18 protein-coding genes are annotated in these 18,588 nt (G+C 46.6%); 9 read left to right on the top strand and 9 right to left on the bottom strand.

Annotation, left to right across the window (positions count from 1 at the left end; all coding sequences use genetic code 11):
- Positions 1-28: 28 nt before the first annotated feature.
- The 3 genes from GWG06_RS07655 to GWG06_RS07665 form a co-directional block, all read right to left on the bottom strand.
- Entirely contained in the window at positions 29-637 is a 609-nt protein-coding gene (locus GWG06_RS07655) for a MarR family winged helix-turn-helix transcriptional regulator (RefSeq protein WP_127039711.1), read from the bottom strand.
- A 67-nt stretch (positions 638-704) separates the two neighbouring features.
- Positions 705-965 (bottom strand): DUF2024 family protein, encoded by a 261-nt coding sequence (locus tag GWG06_RS07660; protein ID WP_160712371.1) that lies wholly within the window; start codon positions 963-965, stop codon positions 705-707.
- A 38-nt stretch (positions 966-1,003) separates the two neighbouring features.
- Positions 1,004-1,582, bottom strand: coding sequence for a protoglobin domain-containing protein (locus GWG06_RS07665; RefSeq protein ID WP_160712373.1), 579 nt, complete (start codon positions 1,580-1,582; stop codon positions 1,004-1,006).
- 179 nt (positions 1,583-1,761) lie between these two features.
- On the opposite strand from GWG06_RS07665, the gene GWG06_RS07670 reads away from it, so the two are divergent.
- Complete coding sequence (locus tag GWG06_RS07670) at positions 1,762-3,048, top strand: chloride channel protein (protein ID WP_160712375.1); 1,287 nt, start codon at positions 1,762-1,764, stop codon at positions 3,046-3,048.
- Positions 3,049-3,050: 2 nt separating this feature from the next.
- Here the strand turns inward: GWG06_RS07670 and GWG06_RS07675 are convergent, their stop codons facing one another.
- From GWG06_RS07675 to GWG06_RS07685, 3 genes are all read right to left on the bottom strand, one after another.
- Complete coding sequence (locus GWG06_RS07675; RefSeq protein WP_127039698.1) at positions 3,051-3,377, bottom strand: DMT family transporter; 327 nt, start codon at positions 3,375-3,377, stop codon at positions 3,051-3,053.
- A gap of 177 nt (positions 3,378-3,554) precedes the next feature.
- Positions 3,555-4,463 (bottom strand): methylmalonyl Co-A mutase-associated GTPase MeaB, encoded by a 909-nt coding sequence (gene meaB / locus GWG06_RS07680; protein WP_160712377.1) that lies wholly within the window; start codon positions 4,461-4,463, stop codon positions 3,555-3,557.
- 11 nt (positions 4,464-4,474) lie between these two features.
- Positions 4,475-5,293 (bottom strand): glycosyltransferase family 2 protein, encoded by an 819-nt coding sequence (locus GWG06_RS07685; RefSeq protein ID WP_127039692.1) that lies wholly within the window; start codon positions 5,291-5,293, stop codon positions 4,475-4,477.
- A gap of 138 nt (positions 5,294-5,431) precedes the next feature.
- On the opposite strand from GWG06_RS07685, the gene GWG06_RS07690 reads away from it, so the two are divergent.
- The 4 genes from GWG06_RS07690 (at position 5,432) to GWG06_RS07705 (ending at position 8,819) form a co-directional block, all read left to right on the top strand.
- Entirely contained in the window at positions 5,432-6,067 is a 636-nt protein-coding gene (locus GWG06_RS07690) for an LON peptidase substrate-binding domain-containing protein (RefSeq protein WP_127039689.1), read from the top strand.
- Between the two features lie 213 nt (positions 6,068-6,280).
- Entirely contained in the window at positions 6,281-7,576 is a 1,296-nt protein-coding gene (gene bamG / locus GWG06_RS07695) for a BamG family beta-barrel-assembly machinery protein (protein ID WP_160712379.1), read from the top strand.
- Between the two features lie 105 nt (positions 7,577-7,681).
- The gene (gene lptC, locus GWG06_RS07700) at positions 7,682-8,236 is read left to right on the top strand and encodes an LPS export ABC transporter periplasmic protein LptC (RefSeq protein WP_127039683.1); all 555 of its coding nucleotides are present in this window, start codon (positions 7,682-7,684) and stop codon (positions 8,234-8,236) included.
- A gap of 247 nt (positions 8,237-8,483) precedes the next feature.
- Complete coding sequence (locus GWG06_RS07705; protein ID WP_160712381.1) at positions 8,484-8,819, top strand: tRNA-binding protein; 336 nt, start codon at positions 8,484-8,486, stop codon at positions 8,817-8,819.
- Between the two features lie 727 nt (positions 8,820-9,546).
- On the opposite strand, the gene GWG06_RS07710 is transcribed toward GWG06_RS07705, so the two are convergent.
- Complete coding sequence (locus GWG06_RS07710) at positions 9,547-11,700, bottom strand: S9 family peptidase (protein ID WP_160712383.1); 2,154 nt, start codon at positions 11,698-11,700, stop codon at positions 9,547-9,549.
- 314 nt (positions 11,701-12,014) lie between these two features.
- Here GWG06_RS07710 and lysS point away from each other — a divergent pair, with 314 nt between their 5' ends.
- The 3 genes from lysS (at position 12,015) to GWG06_RS07725 (ending at position 15,325) form a co-directional block, all read left to right on the top strand.
- Positions 12,015-13,526 carry a lysine--tRNA ligase gene (gene lysS, locus GWG06_RS07715; RefSeq protein WP_160712385.1) on the top strand — a complete coding sequence of 504 codons (1,512 nt, stop codon included), beginning with the start codon at positions 12,015-12,017 and terminating at the stop codon, positions 13,524-13,526.
- 180 nt (positions 13,527-13,706) lie between these two features.
- Positions 13,707-14,540 carry a universal stress protein gene (locus tag GWG06_RS07720; RefSeq protein ID WP_160712387.1) on the top strand — a complete coding sequence of 278 codons (834 nt, stop codon included), beginning with the start codon at positions 13,707-13,709 and terminating at the stop codon, positions 14,538-14,540.
- A gap of 38 nt (positions 14,541-14,578) precedes the next feature.
- On the top strand, positions 14,579-15,325 hold the full coding sequence (locus GWG06_RS07725) for a DUF4197 domain-containing protein (RefSeq protein WP_160712389.1): 747 nt from the start codon (positions 14,579-14,581) through the stop codon (positions 15,323-15,325).
- A 111-nt stretch (positions 15,326-15,436) separates the two neighbouring features.
- Here the strand turns inward: GWG06_RS07725 and GWG06_RS07730 are convergent, their stop codons facing one another.
- Positions 15,437-16,324 carry a flavin reductase family protein gene (locus GWG06_RS07730; RefSeq protein ID WP_127044384.1) on the bottom strand — a complete coding sequence of 296 codons (888 nt, stop codon included), beginning with the start codon at positions 16,322-16,324 and terminating at the stop codon, positions 15,437-15,439.
- A 2-nt stretch (positions 16,325-16,326) separates the two neighbouring features.
- Complete coding sequence (locus GWG06_RS07735; protein WP_127044383.1) at positions 16,327-17,337, bottom strand: fumarylacetoacetate hydrolase family protein; 1,011 nt, start codon at positions 17,335-17,337, stop codon at positions 16,327-16,329.
- A 91-nt stretch (positions 17,338-17,428) separates the two neighbouring features.
- Between GWG06_RS07735 and GWG06_RS07740 the strand changes: the two genes are divergently transcribed.
- A complete protein-coding gene (locus GWG06_RS07740) occupies positions 17,429-18,553 on the top strand; it encodes a hypothetical protein (RefSeq protein WP_160712391.1) in 1,125 nt (374 codons plus the stop codon).
- Positions 18,554-18,588: the final 35 nt, after the last annotated feature.

Raw genomic sequence — 18,588 nt, forward strand, 5'->3', positions numbered from 1 at the left:
TTCATTCTGTAAATCAGCTTAATTCGCCTTACTCGGCTTCCTCGAAATACTCACAATCTACCCGGAGATTGGTTGGCTTTAAAGAAATTTTCAATGCATCACAGAATGCACCGCTCTTTTTGAGCGTGTAGTGCTGACAATTAAAGCACATGTGCTGTGTGGTAATCACTTCCTGCTGGTTGAGCTGAAAGATAAGCTGCATCAACTGTTCTAGCAGCGCGCCCTGGTCTTTTACCGGCGCAGCCGCTACTGCATCCTGCAAAGGAGTCGCAAAATGCTCTACCTTCTTTGCAATAGCACGGCCTTCTTTCAACAGATGCAGGGAATGACTCCTGGTGTCTGTGGCGCTTTGTTTTCTTACCAGATAGTTTTTCTGCTCCAGTGATTTCACGGCGTCACTGATCGTAGCCTTGGTCATGTTGAAATACAACGCCAAATTGGTTACGGTACGGTTTTCTTCCGGATAATGGAGCAGATAGGTGAGTACCTGGATTTGTATGGGACTAAGCCCATACTGTGTTGCTTCTTGCCATAATAGCACCCTGAAAGCCTCTGATAAGCGCTCCAGTGCAACGACTACTTTACTGGTTGTGTTTTCTGCCTGCTGAGCGGGGCTGAATGTGGAAACTTTCCCCATATGTTAACTTGCTGTCCTTAATTAGCGTGGCAAGGTACAATATAAATACAACGCAGTAAATAGCATATTAGTGACATCCTTCCAATTCATGAATATAATATCCCTGAGATTGTATCAGTTTCTCCCAACGGGGTATAACATCGGTCACATGATAAAAACGGCAGTCTCTTGTCAGCATTACTGCCTTGTCCTGCAGCCTGCTCCTGATAAATGTGGCGCCATATACAAGCACGGCTTCAAATGAGGTTTCCTTCGCTACAATAATGTCAAAATGCATAAAGCCTCCCGCTTTCTTCTTTGCATAAGTTTTGTAAATCGCAACTTCCATAAATACTGTACGTTTTGAGGGTAACGTGAATGGTTATATTAAAATGGCGGTTTCTGCCCGCCGGGATATAGCCATAGCAAAGCACTCAGGCTCACAGCCTTAAACCAGGCCTGATGCATTTTTTCAATATCATCGGAACCATAACCGGTATTATTCAGAAAATATCTGCCCGCTTCGCTCACCGGAAAAACAAAAGTAGACAGATACCGCAGAAAGAGGGGCGACAGCGGATCAAGGTCATCCACCGGAATGTTTCTCAACTGCAACTGCCTGATAATTTTCTCTTCAAACTCCCACCAGCGCATGCTTTCACTACGCCTGCACAGGCTGGAAATCCATTCCCTGAAATGCGGGCGCAAGGAATGAACGTAGTTGAGATCAGGCGCACCACTCTGCGTGAAGTAATTAGCGAGATAGTTATTACTCACAATACGTTCATACCATTTGTTCAGAATATCTTCTGCATGTGGCGCAAGCACCTCTCCCGCCATCGTCAGATATTGTTCATCCTCATGGGTAAACAACATCATCCGCTTAATTTTAATCAATGTCTGCGCATCTACAGGTGAATTCCTGGGGTCTGGAATAACGGGTGGTTTTTCTGCTGCATTACTCATACAAACAATTTTTGGTCTCTGGTCGATAATGGTTAAGTGCAAATATACTCTGGATTCCTAACTAAAAAAAGCGAACTGCCGTTTCAACGGATTGCATCTTCCTATATTACGCATTAAATTCATTTGAGATTCTGACAGGAACAATATAGCTTTGATAGCCCCTGACATAATCAATATCCATGGAGAATGCCTTTTACCATTTAAATAGAAACGGTCTGGATACCCTGTCTGTACTATCCGTAGCCCGGAAAAATCCGGAAAATTTTAAAGGACCCGCTTCCAGATCCGGCTATCTTGCCCTGCTGGCGGCCATTCTGGGCCTTTTCACCGCAGCGCTCGGAAAGCTGATCGTCTGGATAGGCCTTACCGTTATGCAGCTCGCCTTTTTCGGAAAATTCTTTTATAGCGGAGATACGCCGGCAGACAGTGAGCTGGGAGCCCTGCTGCTGCTGATTCCCATCGCCGGAACAGCCCTGTTCCTGTTACTTACCCGCACCGGAAAATACGGGTTGAAAATTCCCGCACTGCTGGCTGCTACGGGCACCGGAGCATCTCTCGGCTGGGAAGCGCCCGTTATGCTGACAGGCGGCGCTTTTGCCACACATCTGCGTAAACTGCTCCGTATTTCTGAGGCAGAGGTTAGTATATTCATCATAACCGGTTTGTGTAGTGGGCTGGCCTGGTATTTTAATGCGCCGCTGGCAGCAGTATTACTGGGGTTGGAAGTATTGCTGCCCGCCTGGACGCTGATGACATTGCTGCCGCTGATAACAGGTGTTGCAGCTACCTGGGCACTGAAAGCCTGGTGGGAAGGCACGGAGCCGTTCTTTACCATGGGAACAGGCCCCGGCGGTAATGTGCCTGCACTGCTGGCATATATGGTCATCGGTATATTGATTGGCCTGCTGGCGGTATTGCTGGTAAAGGCTTCCCGCAGACTGGAACGGCTTTTTGACAGACTGGGGGCACGCAACCGGTGGTGGCTGCTGCTAACTGCAGTACCTGTGGCAGTTATCGGCTACTGGTCGCCGGATACGCTGGGCCCCGGGGAAAGGTATGGCAGCTTTCTGCTGCAGGCGCATGTAACCCTGCAATTGCTGACAGTATTGAGTTTGCTGAAGATGATCGCGTGGTTGTTCTTTTCCGCCGGTAATAAAACAGGTACTACGGTGATGCCGCTGCTCCTGATGGGCGGAGCTACCGGTCTGTTGCTGGCAGTAATTATCCAGCTGGTGGCGCCGGCGGTAATCATTAATCCGGTGTTGGCGGCGCTGATAGGTATGTGTGCCATGTTTGCCGGTATTTCCAGGGGACTGTTTACCGCGGTGGTGCTGGTACTGGAATTAACGCACTGCCTGCCTGCTGGCATCCCGGCAGGCCTGGCTGCTGTAGCGGCTTACGGAGTGTCTTTCCCGCTGCTGAAAAACAAACGCCCCCGCCCGGAGGCGGGGAACGCTGTGCTATAAAGTTATTCGCCTCCGGAAACGAGCTTCAGTCCTGCAATGGAGCTGATCAGCGTTACCAGGAAGAATATGCGCCACATAGCTGCCGGCTCTTTAAAAAAGATCATACCTGCTATGGCCGTACCGGCCGCTCCGATGCCCGTCCACACGGCATAGGCAGTACCAATGGGTAGCCCGCCGTTGATAGCCTTGTTCAGAAACAGGAAGCTGAGCGTAATGCAGATACCAAAGCTGATGGATGGCCACAGCCTTGAGAAATTTTCAGAATACTTCAGGGAAATAGTAAAGCCCACTTCAAAAAGTCCGCCGATAAGCAGGAATAGCCAAGCCATAATAACCAGTTTAAAAAGTGAATAAAAAGAAATGATAATATTATAAACAGGCATGGGATGCCCGATGACTTATAGTCAGAGGCCGTAGTTGAAAACGGCGTACGCGATTAATATATTGGGTGCGGTTGTGCGCATGTGGCAAAGATAGTAAAATTGAAAGAATCCGGGAATAAATGCTTAACGGCTTTTGGCCGCCACATAACGGTAAAGGTTAAACGTTTTTTCGGTTATTAGAGAGGCTATTTCGGCCTGCATGGCCCTTTTGTTAAGGTCCTGCATACGCCTGTACTGAATAAGCTGCCAGGCTTTTTCGGTCAGCAGCAGGGCATGGCGCTGGTGTTGATGCATGACAGCTTCATGGTGCCGGCTGATAGCCTGACTGATATCTTCAATACCTTCCTGCCGGGTGGCTACAGATTTGATAACAGGTATTTCCCACTGGCCGGTTTGTTTGCTGTGGGCAAGCAAACGCAGGTTCTTCACAAAAATATCCGCATTGTCCCGGTCAGCCTTGTTTACAACAAAAATATCTGCAATCTCCATCAGACCGGCTTTCATGGTCTGTATTTCGTCTCCGGCTTCCGGTACTACTACTACGATGGTGGTATCAGCAATGCCGGCAATTTCTACCTCGCTCTGCCCTACCCCCACTGTTTCAATGAACAGATAGTCGAAGCCGGCTGCTTTAATCAGGTCGCTGACTTCAATTATTTTAGGGCTTAATCCGCCTAAAGCGCCTCTGCTGGCCATAGAGCGGATAAATACGTCCGGGTTGTTGAAATGCTGGCTCATCCTGATGCGGTCGCCGAGCAGGGCGCCGAAATTAAACGGGGAGGAAGGATCTACGGCAATGATGGCTATTTTTTTCTTTGCATGCAGCAGGTGCGTGATGAGCGCATTGACCAGCGTGCTTTTACCGGCTCCCGGAGGTCCGGTGATACCCACTACTTTGGTCGGAGACTGCCCCGTGGGTAATTGTTCAAGTAATGATGAGTAGCCGGCGGCTTCATTTTCTACCAGGGAAATACAACGGGCCAGCGATTTTATATCTCCTTTCAGGAGCCCGTCAATATATGGCTGGTACATGCACAAACGCTTTAGTGAATCAGATATTCCAGAATTCCTTTTTCTGCCTTTATTTTTTTGTTGCTCACAGCTGCTTTTACCAGTATACTGTTTTCCTGGTGCTTGCCGCGGGAGTTTTCACGATGATACAGGTGAAAGGCAACCCCTCCCATTTTTATGAATTTCTTTTCCACACCGGCATTGAGCAGCCTTACTGCAATGTCATTATCTTCCATACCCCATCCGGTGAAGTTTTCATCATAGCCGTTTACGGTAATCAGGTCTTTTTTCCAGAAAGACATGTTACAGCCTTTCACATAGTATTTATGCCTGCCGTTTACTTTATAGCGTTTAGATAAAAATTTGCTTAAAAGCGGGAACCGCAATGCATTGAAAATATGGCTGAAAGGTGTGGATCTGTAGCTGACATTGATTTTTTTATGCTGTAAAAGCTGGTTGGTAATCCGGGAAGACAACAGGGCACGGCTGCCGGTAATAAAAAATCCTTCTTCGGCAAGGGCCATATGATCTTCCACAAAATGTTTGTCCAGAATCAGATCACCATCTATCTGGATAAGATAATCGGAGGTAGACTGAGCAATGCCTTTGTTCCTGATCTGCGCAAGCCTGAAACCTTTGTCTTCCTGCCATACATGCACCACAGGTACCGGGAAATCCTGCCGGATGGCATTGATCAGATCCCGGGTATCTTCTTTGGAGCCATCATCAGCAATGATGACTTCGTTAGGTAATATTGTTTGTGATTTAATACTATTCAGGCATAAAGCTAGAGCGGCCGGCCAGTTATATGTAGAAATCAACAACGATATTGTGGGTGTGGTTGCTAGCATGTTTGCGAGTAAGTAATAATGTTATCTATAAAGGTATTCCTTTTATTTAATATATCCGTAACGGCGGCCCGATAAGCAAATATGATCCTGCCCTGCGGCATGATTTTTATAACTTTAGACTAAATTCCGTTCTGCAAAATGACAAATTTTATTTCCATTTTCCCACTTGGTGTGGTAGTTTATCCCGGAGAACAGCTTAATCTTCATGTATTTGAACCGCGGTATAAACAACTGGCAGCCGAATGTCTGGCCGAAAAAAAGGCATTTGGTATCCCGGCTGTAATTGACAAAAAAATAATGGAATATGGAACCCTTGTCACTATCGAAAAAGTTGAAAAATTATATGATAACGGGGAAATGGACCTGGTAACCCGTGGGGCCAGTGTATTCCGGACCCTCGAGCTGATCAGTTCCATCCCGGATAAATTATATGCCGGCGCTATCGTGAATTATCCCGAAAATCATGAGGCCTCCAATACAAGACTGCTGGATGAAGTACTGCATGGCATCAGGGAACTGCACGCTATTTTACAGATACACAAGAGCTTTAAGAAGGAAGATCACCTGCTCAGATCCTATGATCTGGCGCATCATGCCGGCTTATCCCTTAATGAAGAATACGAACTGCTGCACCTCTTTTATGAAGTACAACGGCTGGAATACCTGAAACGTCATCTCCACAAAGTTATTCCTATGATGGCGGAAATGGAAAAATTAAAAGAACGTGTAAAGTTAAATGGTCATTTCCGGAATTTATCCTCCGAAAATTTCTGATCAGCAGAATTTACCCGCTTTTAATATAGTATAAATTTTATATTTTTTCAGGAGATAATGATCTGGTAAGGATTTCAGAGAAATAGTACTGCAACTTTAACGCGTTTTTAACAGGGCCGAATTTGGTTTTTTTTGCTTCCCGCCTTAAAAAGTAGATATTTGCAGACCCATATTTTCACTGGACAAGGGTTTAAACTCAATATCTGATACGAAATGCATTGGACAAAAGTCAGTATTCTTTGCTTACTGGTTGGCTTATTCCTGGTAGCAAATAATGCTACCGCACAGGATAACTCACCTTATTCGCGATATGGATTAGGCGATCTGAATAACAACCAGAATACCGTTAACCGTGGTATGGGAGGTGTTTCTCAGGGATATGCTGATCCTACTTCCGTAAACTTCAGCAACCCGGCGAGCTATTCCCGCCTGATGCTTACCACACTGGATGTGGGCATCGAAGGCGGCGCCAGATCCATCTCAGACAAAAATACCAGGTTCAGTTCCGGATTTGGTACGATCTCCTACCTGCAGATTGGTATTCCCGTAAGGAAAAACTGGGGCTTAAACCTTGGTCTGCGTCCTGTTACAAGGGTTACCTACAATATTCAGCAGTCAAAAGACGCCATATTTCATGATACGCTGAAACTGCCAATCGCCAACCGTTACGAAGGCAGCGGCGGTCTGTACCAGCTGCATGCCGGAACCGGCGTGGGTATTGGTGAGCACTTCAGTATCGGGGTGAACGTAGGTTACCTCTTCGGAAGCGTGGAAACCAATACCAGGGTTATTTATCCGGTATCAGACATCAACGCTACCCGGCATATGACCCGCGTAAGCTACAGCAGCTTTTTCTATAAAGTGGGTATGCAGTACAAGGCCAAGCTGAACAAGGATCTGGACCTGACTATCGGCGCCTCCGGAAGCCTGCAGCAGGAGATGAACGCCAGAGTGGAAACACTGAGCGAAACACTGTTGTATAATGCCAGCAGCAACGACTTCACCAATCTCGATACAGTGGCATACGCTAAAGGAAATAGAGGCAAGGTGGTTTATCCTGCAGACTACTCTGCCGGTATTATGCTGCGTAAGCTGGATAAATGGATGCTGGGCGTGGATTTCAACTCCACCCAATGGGGAAACTTCACCAGGTTTGGTGCGGCAGACTCCCTGCAGAATGCCTGGAAACTTTCCATCGGCGGTCAGTTTGTACCTAATGCAATGGCACTCAGTGGTTACTGGAACCGCGTAGCTTACCGCCTGGGTGGTTACTACGGTCTCGACTATCTGAAACTGGGCGGAGAAAATATGCCGATCATGGGCTTCACCATAGGCGCAGGTTTACCCGTTCGCCGCATGCCCTACTCTAACCAGTACAGCATGATCAACCTGGCATTTGACGTAGCCCACCGCGGCAACGGCAACACTGCCCTGAAAGAAAATATCTACCGGTTTTCCATCGGGTTCACACTGAGTGACAGATGGTTTATCAAGAAGAAATACGATTAATCTTCTTATACATAAAACAATACTGAAAAGTGGAATGCGAAACACCTGCATTCCACTTTTACGTTATAATAAGCCATCGTATCTTTGAACATCTATTTATAAGCGATGATCAGTAAGAAATTAATATACATATGCCTGCTGCTGGGATTGACAGCCATTGCCTGCGAGAATGATATTCACGCAGTGATGGAATTTGACAGCAAGAAGGCAGCGGTTGAAAACGGAACAGATATCGTTATTATTTTCAGCCAGAACGGGAAGGTAAATGCCAAACTTACCGGGCCGGCCATGGAACGCAGTATCGATAAGCCAGGCTATGTAAAGTTCAAACAGGGGCTTAAAGTTTTCATGTTCAATGATACCCTGGGCCTGGAAAGTACCCTGGCCGCCGATACCGGCCGCTATATGGAAGATGAAGGATACGTATACCTCACCAAAAATGTAGTGGTAGTGAATAAGAAAGGCGACCGGCTGAATACGGAAGAACTGAACTGGGACCCCAAAAGAAAAGTCTTCTACTCCACCAAGGAGGTATTTATTAAAACGCCTACCGATTCCCTGCACGGCTGGGGCCTGATTGCCAATGAGGATTTCACGGATAAAAAAATCATCAATGTAAGCGGTCCTATCACCGTTCAGGATAGTTTATCCATGCAATAACCGGCTAACGGAAATATATATACGAAAGAACCCCACCTCTGCAGGTGGGGTTCTTTCGCTTTAACCTATTTTTTAACCTAAAATTTGTTTACAGAAAGACAATAACTATGCCAGTTTGGCCCATCACGATAGGTTTTGGCGATACTTTCACATCTTGAACAGTTGGCTGTAATGAGGTGTATTAAATATATCCCGGCGTATTGTTAAATTGACCGGTGAATGCTATATTTAGTGAAAACACAACAGCATGGAAACGATAAACTGGTCGGATTTTGAAAAAGTAGACATGAGGGCGGGCACAATTATTTCAGCCAATGATTTTCCACAGGCAAGAAATCCGGCCTATCAGCTGGTGATAGATTTCGGGGAACTGGGGCTTAAAAAAACATCTGCCCAGATTACCCGGCTTTATCAGAAAGAAGAATTAGTGGGTAAACAGGTCATTGCGGTGGTTAATTTCCCCCCCAAGCAGATCGCCAATTTTATGTCCGAATGCCTGGTGCTGGGTGTACTCGGTGAGGATAAGGAAGTTACGCTGCTTCAGCCCGGTAAATCAGTAAAGAACGGTCAGCGGATAGCGTAATAAATTTTAATTCGTTCACATGAGTGCTTTATTACAAAATGGCTTATAATTATCTATATATATTAAAATAATCAAATTCTATATATTTATAATATTGCAATTTGTTTAATATAATAAGATATTTACCATTATCCTCATTTCACGAACAATAATTCATCGTTCACGGAAATGAAAATTGGAACACCGATCACAGGTATATCTTTGTATCAGGTTTTTCATAGGATATGGTTAAAATTATTACAAGGGCGGTATTCTTACCACCCTTTTTTATTTCCCATACGTTTACCGGCAAAATCACTGCACTCAACCTGCAGGTTCCTCCCCTGTTTAAACCGGATAAAATCATTGTTTTTGACTCAACTACTTTATAATCAATACACTATATAAAAATTGTTATATTGTCATTATGTATAAAGCGTTTAAAGGATGTATACGTTTACCCGTCCTTTTGCTACGTTCCCTGTGAAAAATATACCTTTCACAAAAATGGGGTAACACCTAATGCGAAAAAGCCTCACCTTTGGTATAGGTTTTTCAATAAAGATATGGTTAAAATTTTTCGGGGCTGTAGTCTTGCAGCCCTGTTTCTTTTTATATACCTCCCACTTTTCCGTATCTCTTCCTCTTTTTTACATATAGCATATAAAAAGGCCTCCGGGCTTTATCCTATTCATTATCCATGTAATAAGACAAAATCCGGAGGCCGGTAATATGGTTATTCCCTTTATTACTTACGGAAGGTTGCCGGGAAAGGCTTGTCTAACAGGTTGTGATATATAAACCGGTAAGTTTCGCCGGAAGAATGTACTGCTTTCAGGCCGCCCCATCCATGGCGCTCGCCGGGATACAGCATGTATTCAAAGTGCTTGTTCAGGTTTTCGAGTTTGTCGATTAGCTGGGTAGCGTTCTGCAAATGCACGTTATCATCCATGGTGCCGTGTACAATACGGATCAGTCCTTTGTATTTATCGGCATGGTTCATTACGTTCGTCTCTTTATAACCTTCCGGATTTTCGGCAGGAGTATCCATAAAGCGTTCAGTGTAGTGGCTGTCATACAGCTGCCAGTCGGTAACGGCATAATTAGCCATACCGTGGGTAAATACGTCTGCGCCGTAGGTCATGGCCATACAGGTCATATAGCCTCCGAAGCTGCCGCCGGTCATGCAGATTTTGCTGCCATCTACCCAGGGTTCTGCCCGCAGGGCCAGTGCTGCATCCATATAGTCTTCTATTTCATGGATACCCAGTTTGCGGTGAATGTAGTTCATGCCCATCTTACCCAGGTGGCCGCTGCTGCGGTTATCAACAGCTACCTGGATAACGCCTTCCTGCGCCCACCACTGCTGTACCATATTGGATTTCCAGGTATCATAAACGGTGCCTGCATTAGGACCGCCATAGATGCTGATCAGTACCGGGTATTTTTTGCCGGTTTCCATGTGGAGCGGCATAATAACGGTCATCGGTAATTCAAGACCATCGCGGGTTTTGTATGTTTTCAGCTGGGGCAGGGCAAGGTTGTAGTTATCAAAACGGCTGCCTTTGCTGTCGCCCAGCTCCCGGATTACTTTCCCGTTATTATCTGCCAGCGCCATTCTGGAGGGCGTCTGCAGGTTGGAGTAGGTGGTAATGAAGTATTTACCGCCTGGCGCCATACTGATAACGTTATTATAGTTACCGGAGGTAAGCCGCCTGATAGCGCCGGATTTCATATTTACCTTGTACAGGTCGAAGCGGGCAGAAGATTCTTTGCGGGCGGTGAAATATACTTCCTGGTTTTTCTCATCAATCTGTACTACATCTTTTACGGTCCAGTTGCCGGAAGTGAGTTGTTTCTTCAGGGAACCATCCATGTTATACAGGTAGAGGTGCGACCAGCCTGTTTTATCGCTTTGCAGCAGGAAGCCCTGATTATTCCGGAGAAAGGGAACGGCATCGAACCAGTCCACCCAGGTTTTTTGCTGCTCGCTGTAGATCTCTTTCTTGGCGCCGGTTTGCGGGTTGATGCTGTATATTTTAAGGTTATCCTGGCCCCTGTTCATCCACTGCATCCAGAGTTGTTTGCTGTCGCTGGTCCAGAAGGGCATACCGAAGTACTGGTCATCGTTTTCGTTAAAGTCAGCCCAGGTGGTAGCACCGCCTGTAACCGGTACCACGCCTACTTTTACGGCAGGGTTAGGATCTCCGGCCTTGGGGTAGCGGGTGTTTTCGAGGTAGCCATGCTGGCCTTTCTCGCTGTAGATGGGGAATACAGGTACTTTGGTGTCGTCAAAGTGCATGTAGGCAATCTGCCGGCTGTCGGGACTCCACCAGAAAGCGCGGTATTTGGTAGGTCTTCCCAGAATTTCTTCATAATACACCCAGGACGACCAGCCATTGTATACTACTTCAGAGCCATCGTTGGTATAGCGGGTTTCCTTTTTGGTGGCTATTTCCACGCTATACAGGTCGTTGTTCCGGGTGAAGGCCACATATTTACCGTCCGGAGAGAGGGTCGGATTTTTTTCAGCAGCTGCGTCATTGGTCAGGCGGGTGCTGGTTCCTTCGGCGGATTTATAAAATACATCGTTTTCGCGTACCTCTACACTGGGGCCATCTACGGGCGCGGTGTAAACGGTGGCATTACCGGTGCGGGCATCTACCGAGTAGGCTTGCATACGGCCGCCATTGGCGGCATCGGGGCGCATCTCCAGGTAATGGTCTGCATCTGCCCAATCCCTGATGGCAGGCAGGGGGCTGGTAATATCAGTTGTTTTTCCGCGGAAAGCCTGTTCAAATGTAATGTCCTGCTTTTGCTGCGCCTGCAGGTGCGGTGTTCCGGCTAACAGCAGGACGGTACTGCCCAGGCAGGCGGGCTTAAACCATTGTACGCTTCTCATAATTAATGTATCAGGTGGTTTTTTGTTGAATGTTGGCGGGCGAAAATAAGCATAACTGAAAAATAGACCGGATAATTTCCATAAACGGACCGCCGTTTCCGACCATCCATAGGCCGTCAGCCGCCAGTTATGCAACAATTTCCTGCATTTGCGAAAAGCAGCTATCTATAGCAGTGAAAGCATTTACCTTTAAAACGGTTTTCATAGGATATGGTCAAAAAATGAGAGGGCTGTAGTCTTACAGCCCTTTTGCTTACAATATTCCCCATAATCAGTTATTTTTGCACTCCATTTTGGTAATTACACATATTTACATGACACAATTATCTGAGCAAGAGATTATACGCCGGGAAAAATTACAGGAGCTGCAGAAACTGGGTATAGACGCCTACCCTGCCGCTGAGTACCCGGTTAACGATACTTCCGTGAATATCAAAACGAATTATTCGGAAGAAACAAAGGAGCAATTCCAGGAGGTATGCCTCGCTGGCCGTATCATGAGCATCCGTGATATGGGTAAGGCTGCATTTGTGGTTATCCAGGATAAGGCAGGCCGTATTCAGGTATATGTACGCAGAGACGATATCTGCCCGGGAGAAGATAAATCCGGCTATGATACCGTATTCAAGAAACTGATGGATATTGGTGACATTATCGGTATTAAAGGATATGCTTTTGTTACCAAAACCGGCGAAACATCCGTCCACGCGAAGGAAGTCAGCATGCTGTCAAAAGCCCTGCGTCCGCTGCCGATTGTAAAATCCGTTGAAGGACAGGTATTTGATGAAGTGACAGATCCGGAATTTAAATACCGTCAGCGTTATGTTGACCTGGTTATCAACCCGGAAGTGAAAGATGTGTTCGTAAAACGCACCAGAATATTACAGACAATCCGCGATTTTTATAATAATCTGGGCTACCTGGAAGTGGAAACGCCTATCCTGCAGCCTATTCCAGGCGGCGCTACCGCCCGTCCGTTTATTACCCACCACAATGCGCTGGATATCCCGTTATACCTGCGTATTGCTAATGAATTATACCTGAAACGCCTGATTGTAGGCGGTTTCGAAGGGGTGTATGAGTTCGCGAAAGACTTCCGCAACGAAGGTATGGACCGTACCCATAACCCTGAGTTCACTGTAATGGAGCTGTACGTGGCCTATAAGGACTATGAGTGGATGATGCGCACTACAGAAACATTACTGGAGAAAGTGGCACTGGCCCTCCATGGTACTACCGAAGTACACGTGGGCGACAAAGTCATCGACTTCAAAGCGCCGTTCCGCCGTGTAACCATGTACGAGGCCATCAAAGAGCACACCGGTTTCGATATTGCCGACATGGACGAAGCCCAGCTGCGCGAAGTCACCAAACAACTGGGGCTCCACGTAGACGCTAAATTCGGTAAGGCTAAACTGATCGATGAAATTTTCGGGGAGAAATGTGAAGGCCACTACATTCAGCCTACCTTCATCACCGATTATCCGGTAGAAATGAGCCCGCTGACCAAGAAACACCGTAGCAAAGCCGGACTGGTAGAGCGTTTTGAACTGATGGTAAACGGTAAGGAAATTGCCAACGCCTACAGTGAGCTGAACGACCCTATTGACCAGCGCGAACGCTTTGAAGAACAGGTGAAACTCATGGAACGTGGCGACGATGAGGCCATGTACATTGACTACGACTTCCTGCGCGCACTGGAATACGGTATGCCGCCAACATCCGGTATCGGTATTGGTATTGACCGCCTGACCATGCTCATGACCAACCAGCCATCCATTCAGGATGTGTTGTTCTTCCCGCAGATGAAGCCGGAGAAAAGCTAAATCTTAATATTATCATAAAAAACAGGGGCGCAGAAGATTTTTTCTCTGCGCCCCTGCTTTTTTCTCTGCGTCCGGCAAAAACGGCATCAAATTTTCTATAGCCACAGTGGTAACACACATTTAAAGGAGCACAGCTTTAACTTTAAGTAGTTCTTATCTGTTGTATCTCAAATTGGTTATATGAAAACGATAATTGTCCCCACTGATTTCTCAGATACTGCCTACAATGCCGCTGCCTACGCATTGTCACTGGCCCCTGCATTGGGAGTTACCCGCATTGTTCTGTATCACGCCTACGAACTGATTATGCCCATTCCGGATGTACCCACCAGCATACCGATGGTAAATCCGGAAGATCTGCGCGCTTCTTCGCTGGACGGACTGGAAAAAATGAAGAAAGAACTGACTCCGCTGCTGGCAGCAGGAACCAGCCTCGTGGTACGTGCGGATAACACCATACTGGCAGCCACCATAGATGATGTGAGTAAGCAGGAAGAGGCAGACCTGATTGTAATGGGCATCACCGGCGGCAGTAAAATGGAGGAAATTCTTATCGGCTCCAATACCATCGATGTGGTGAAAAATACAACCTGCCCGGTGCTGATTATCCCGGGAAATACCACGTTCAAACCGGTAAAGAAAATAGTGTTCGCCTGCGATCTCAGGAAGGTAGCGGATACTACGCCGATAGCCCCGCTGAAAAAATTACTGGCGGCCTTTCAGGCGGAACTGTACGTCATCAATATAGATCACGAAAGCAGACATTTTACCACAGATACCCCTTTCGAAACACTGATGCTGGATACGCTGCTGGAAGATTATCAACCTGAATATCATTTTATTGATAATCCGAATATAGTACAGGGAATAGTGGAATTTGCCGAAGAAATCCATGCAGACCTGATATTGACCATTCCCAAAAAACACGGACTGTTTGAAAGTATTTTCAAACGCAGCAATACAGCAAAGCTGGCCTATAAAACACATATTCCATTATTAACAATACATGAATAATTCTTTTATATTTGATTCATTAATTATACAAAACAACTATGTTGAAAAGATCACTGTTAGTACTGCTGGGCTTTTTTTGTCTGCAGGCAAGCCAGGCTCAGTTTCTGGACAAACTGAGTAAAAAACTGGGTCAGAAAAATACCACCACAACGGCCAACAAAACAACGGGTAACACAAATGTAACCGAAGGAGAAGCGGGTTCCGCTATCAAGGAAGCACTGATGAAAGGGGTTTCAGCAGGTATTTCCAAATTGAATAAGACGGATGGCTTTTTCGGAAACGAAATATATAAATTACTGCTGCCTCCCGATGCAGTAAAAATAGGTAACACCCTGCGTTCCCTGGGATTCGGCAAACAGGTGGATGACGCCATCCTGCAGATTAACCGTTCAGCAGAAAAAGCAGTTGGTTTCGCCGCCCCCATCTTCGTGAACGCCATTAAACAAATGACACTCACGGACGCATTAAACCTGGTAAGAGGTGGTAATAATTCTGCTACTGAATTCTTCAAATCCAAAACCACCGATCAGCTGAAAGCAGCATTTTCGCCCGTGGTGAAGAATTCACTCGACAGTACCAGCGCTACCCGCTACTACAGCGATATTGTTACTACATACAATAAACTGCCTACTACCTTCAACAAGGTAAACCCTGACTTACAGGACTACGTTACCACCATGGCCGTAAACGCCCTCTTTGACCAGATAGGCAAAGAAGAAGCCGCTATCCGCGCCAACCCTGCAGCACGCACAACCGATTTGCTGAAAAAAGTGTTTGGCATGTGATTATTTGATTATTTGGTTATTTGAGATTTATTATAAAACAAGATGCCCTCCGGACTTACCAGAGGGCATCTTGTTTTATAATAAATCTCAAATAACCAAATAATCAAATAATCAAATAACTACGTTGCTGAGCAGTATCTGCCAGGCTGCTGCTACCTGATTTTCTTCGAGGAGTTTTTTGGCATGGCGGTGAAGCTCTTTCTCCATTTCATCCGGTGTGATACTGTAGTACTGGATGATGTTCTTCAGATGATCATCTTCGAAAGCCGGATCAACGAAGGGCATTTCATGGACGTTGGCGAGCTTGCCGAGGTCGTTGCCACTAAGAATGTGGCTGTTACGGATAGCTAACGGCAATGCATCTACGCCGATACCAAGTTTTGTATTGGGTTTGGCTACTTCAAATACGGCATTGCCGGAAGCACGGCAGTAGAAGTCACCGCCCATGCGGGCAACGAGATCTATCTTATGCGGATCTATTTTACCGTTGGCATCCAGTATGTTATCGTTGATATGCAGCAATACCGGTTCGCAGATAACCAGGTTGCCGGCCCCGCCCTGCTGGCCGGTTTCAATGACCTGTTTTACCACACACTCCATTTGCACCGGGCTTTCCTTTACCCGGAATGGTTTTACCTTTTCTGACGGCAGCGCTGTAAAGCCGGCCTTTTCAAATTCATTGACGCCTTCCGGAAATTCGCAGCTCGCCAGGGAAGTCTGTTGTACCATATCGTAGGATACTACGTTGATGACTACTTCTTTGGTGGCATAGATATTTTCCAGGGTATGCTTCACCGTATTATCGCGCACGCGGCGGGCCGGGGAAAATATGAGTGTAGGCGGATTGGCGCCGAATACGTTAAAAAAGCTGAAAGGTGATAAATTAGGGCGGCCGTCTTTATCTACCGTGCTGGCAAAGCAGATAGGACGCGGAGATACCGCCCCCAGCAGATAGGCATGCAGTTCGCTGGTTTTGATTTCAGCAGGATTCACTATCATGGCTATACGTTTTTCTTGAGTGCCAGAATCGAGAAGTCGCTGTCTTCCTGCACGATGGTATTGGTTAAAGTACCGAGTCCATCTATTTCCATTTCCACCACATCGCCGGGTTGCAGCCACTGTTCCGTGTAGCTGGGATCGTTGAGTTTGCCGGTACCGTTAAGTTCCAGGAAACAACCGGTGCCAACGGTGCCGCTGCCGATAATATCGCCGGGCATGATATTTACGCCATAGGCGCAGCGCTCCACGATTTCGGCGAAGGTCCAGTCCATATCACCCATATTACCTTCACTCACCTGAATGCCGTTTACCTTGCAGATCATCTTCAGGCTGTAGCTGTTGCCGGTATGACCTGGTTTAGCCGGAATTTTAAAGGCTTCCAGTTCATCAGGCGTTACCAGCACAGGTCCTACTACGGTGCTGAAATCCTTGCCCTTAGCCGGCCCCAGGTTGAGCTTCATTTCTTCCATCTGCAGGGTACGTGCGCTCATATCGTTCATAATCATGTAGCCGCCAATGTAGTCATCTGCTTCTGCAGCTGTAATATTACGGCCCTGCTTACAGATAACGATAGCTGCTTCCAGCTCAAAATCCAGTTTGTCAAAATGATCCGGCATACAGTGAATATCGCCCGGACCCTGGATAGCATTGTGATTGGTGAAATAGAAGATAGGGTACTGATCAAATTCCGGGATCATGTCTACCTTACGGTTTCTTCTGGCGGCGGCCACATGCTGGCGGAACGCATATCCGTCGCGGCAGGAAGTAGGGAAAGGCACGGGAGACAGCAGTTGTACGTTCTGTACAGGAATACCGGCGCCACCCGGATTAATGCCGGCCTTCAGGTTGGCATCGGCTCTTTTGGCAATTTCAATCACATCTTCCCACATCATCAGAAACATGCCCATATTATTGGGCAGGTCGGGATGCAGGTCCTGGGTGTTATACAACAGTCCGTCCACTAATATGGCCAGTTGGTCTGTTTCTTCTCTTAAATAACTAACAAGTTTCATGATTTGCTTTGTTCTGGGTGTATGAATGGCCAAATATAAGGATGCTATTGCTGTTTTTTTATATAAATTAAGAAGAATAAAACCTGCTATCGTGAAATACCTATCCCTGCCATTTCTGCTACTGGCCTTACTGCCAGCTGCTCTGACAGCGCAGCAGCTGCGCTTTTCCCTGTCTCCTTCCCTGTCTTTTCCGCCTGACAGCCTGGTAAAGAACCGGTTGTTGACAAGTTTGGACGGCTTCCTGCAGGATAAGGATCGTCCGGGAGGCGCCGCCGGTTATACGGATACTGCTTACCTGCGCCGCTACCAGATGGGATTTGATGAGATTCAGTTTATTGAAAACAGTAAGAAATATAATGACAGCAATTTCTTCCGGCCGCAGCTCACCAACATCATTAAAATCAATCCCGGCGAATACCTGATTAAGCTGGCGTTTGCAGGCGTTACCCCCGACAGGCAGCCCGTTGTACGTAAATTATACAGTATGGTAGCCAGGGAGAAGGCAGATAAATTTATATTCTATCCTGCAGTGGATTATGTGGTGAAAGACTGGCAACATAAGCAGGTGGGCCGCATTCACTATGTCTATCCGCATACGCTGGACCTGTCAGCAGCAAAGCGTTTCGATGAATTTAACACAGCATTGGCCGCTAAGTTTGGCGTGAAGCCCGTGGCGCTCACCTATTATCACTGCAGCAGTGCACAGGAATTGCTGAGAGTCAAAGGCGTTGATTTCGATGCTACTGCCAGCTACCTGCGCAGAGGAGATTCCGATGAAGAAAATAACATCTTCATGAGCGGTATTAATTCTCCGCTATACAAACATGACCTGGTACATTTTTACTGCGCCAAATTTTTTCCGAAACAAACCTGCAGACCCGCTGAGGAAGGACTGGCTTATTACATGGATGGCGGCTGGGGTGAATCATATGAGAAATGCCTGAAAACGCTGAAGGACTATGCCGCTGCACACCCTGATACCAACCTGTATGAACCGTTCAAGAACAACCTCTCAGCAGGCGATATTTCCCTGAAACACACTATCAGCGCGTTGCTGGTAGCTACGTTGGATAAACGGGAAGGTTTTGCGCAGGTGCTCGCATTTATCAGGGGAGAAAATACAGATGAAAGAATGCTGAAAAATATGCAGCAGTTCTTTGGCATCACCCCGCAGAATTTTAATGAAAAGGTGAGAAAGCTATTAACAGCCGGCTAAATATTTTATATTTAGAGAACAGAACTTCCTTTCCA

It is taken from the genome of Chitinophaga solisilvae (genome assembly GCF_009928525.1).
Classification (GTDB): domain Bacteria; phylum Bacteroidota; class Bacteroidia; order Chitinophagales; family Chitinophagaceae; genus Chitinophaga; species Chitinophaga solisilvae.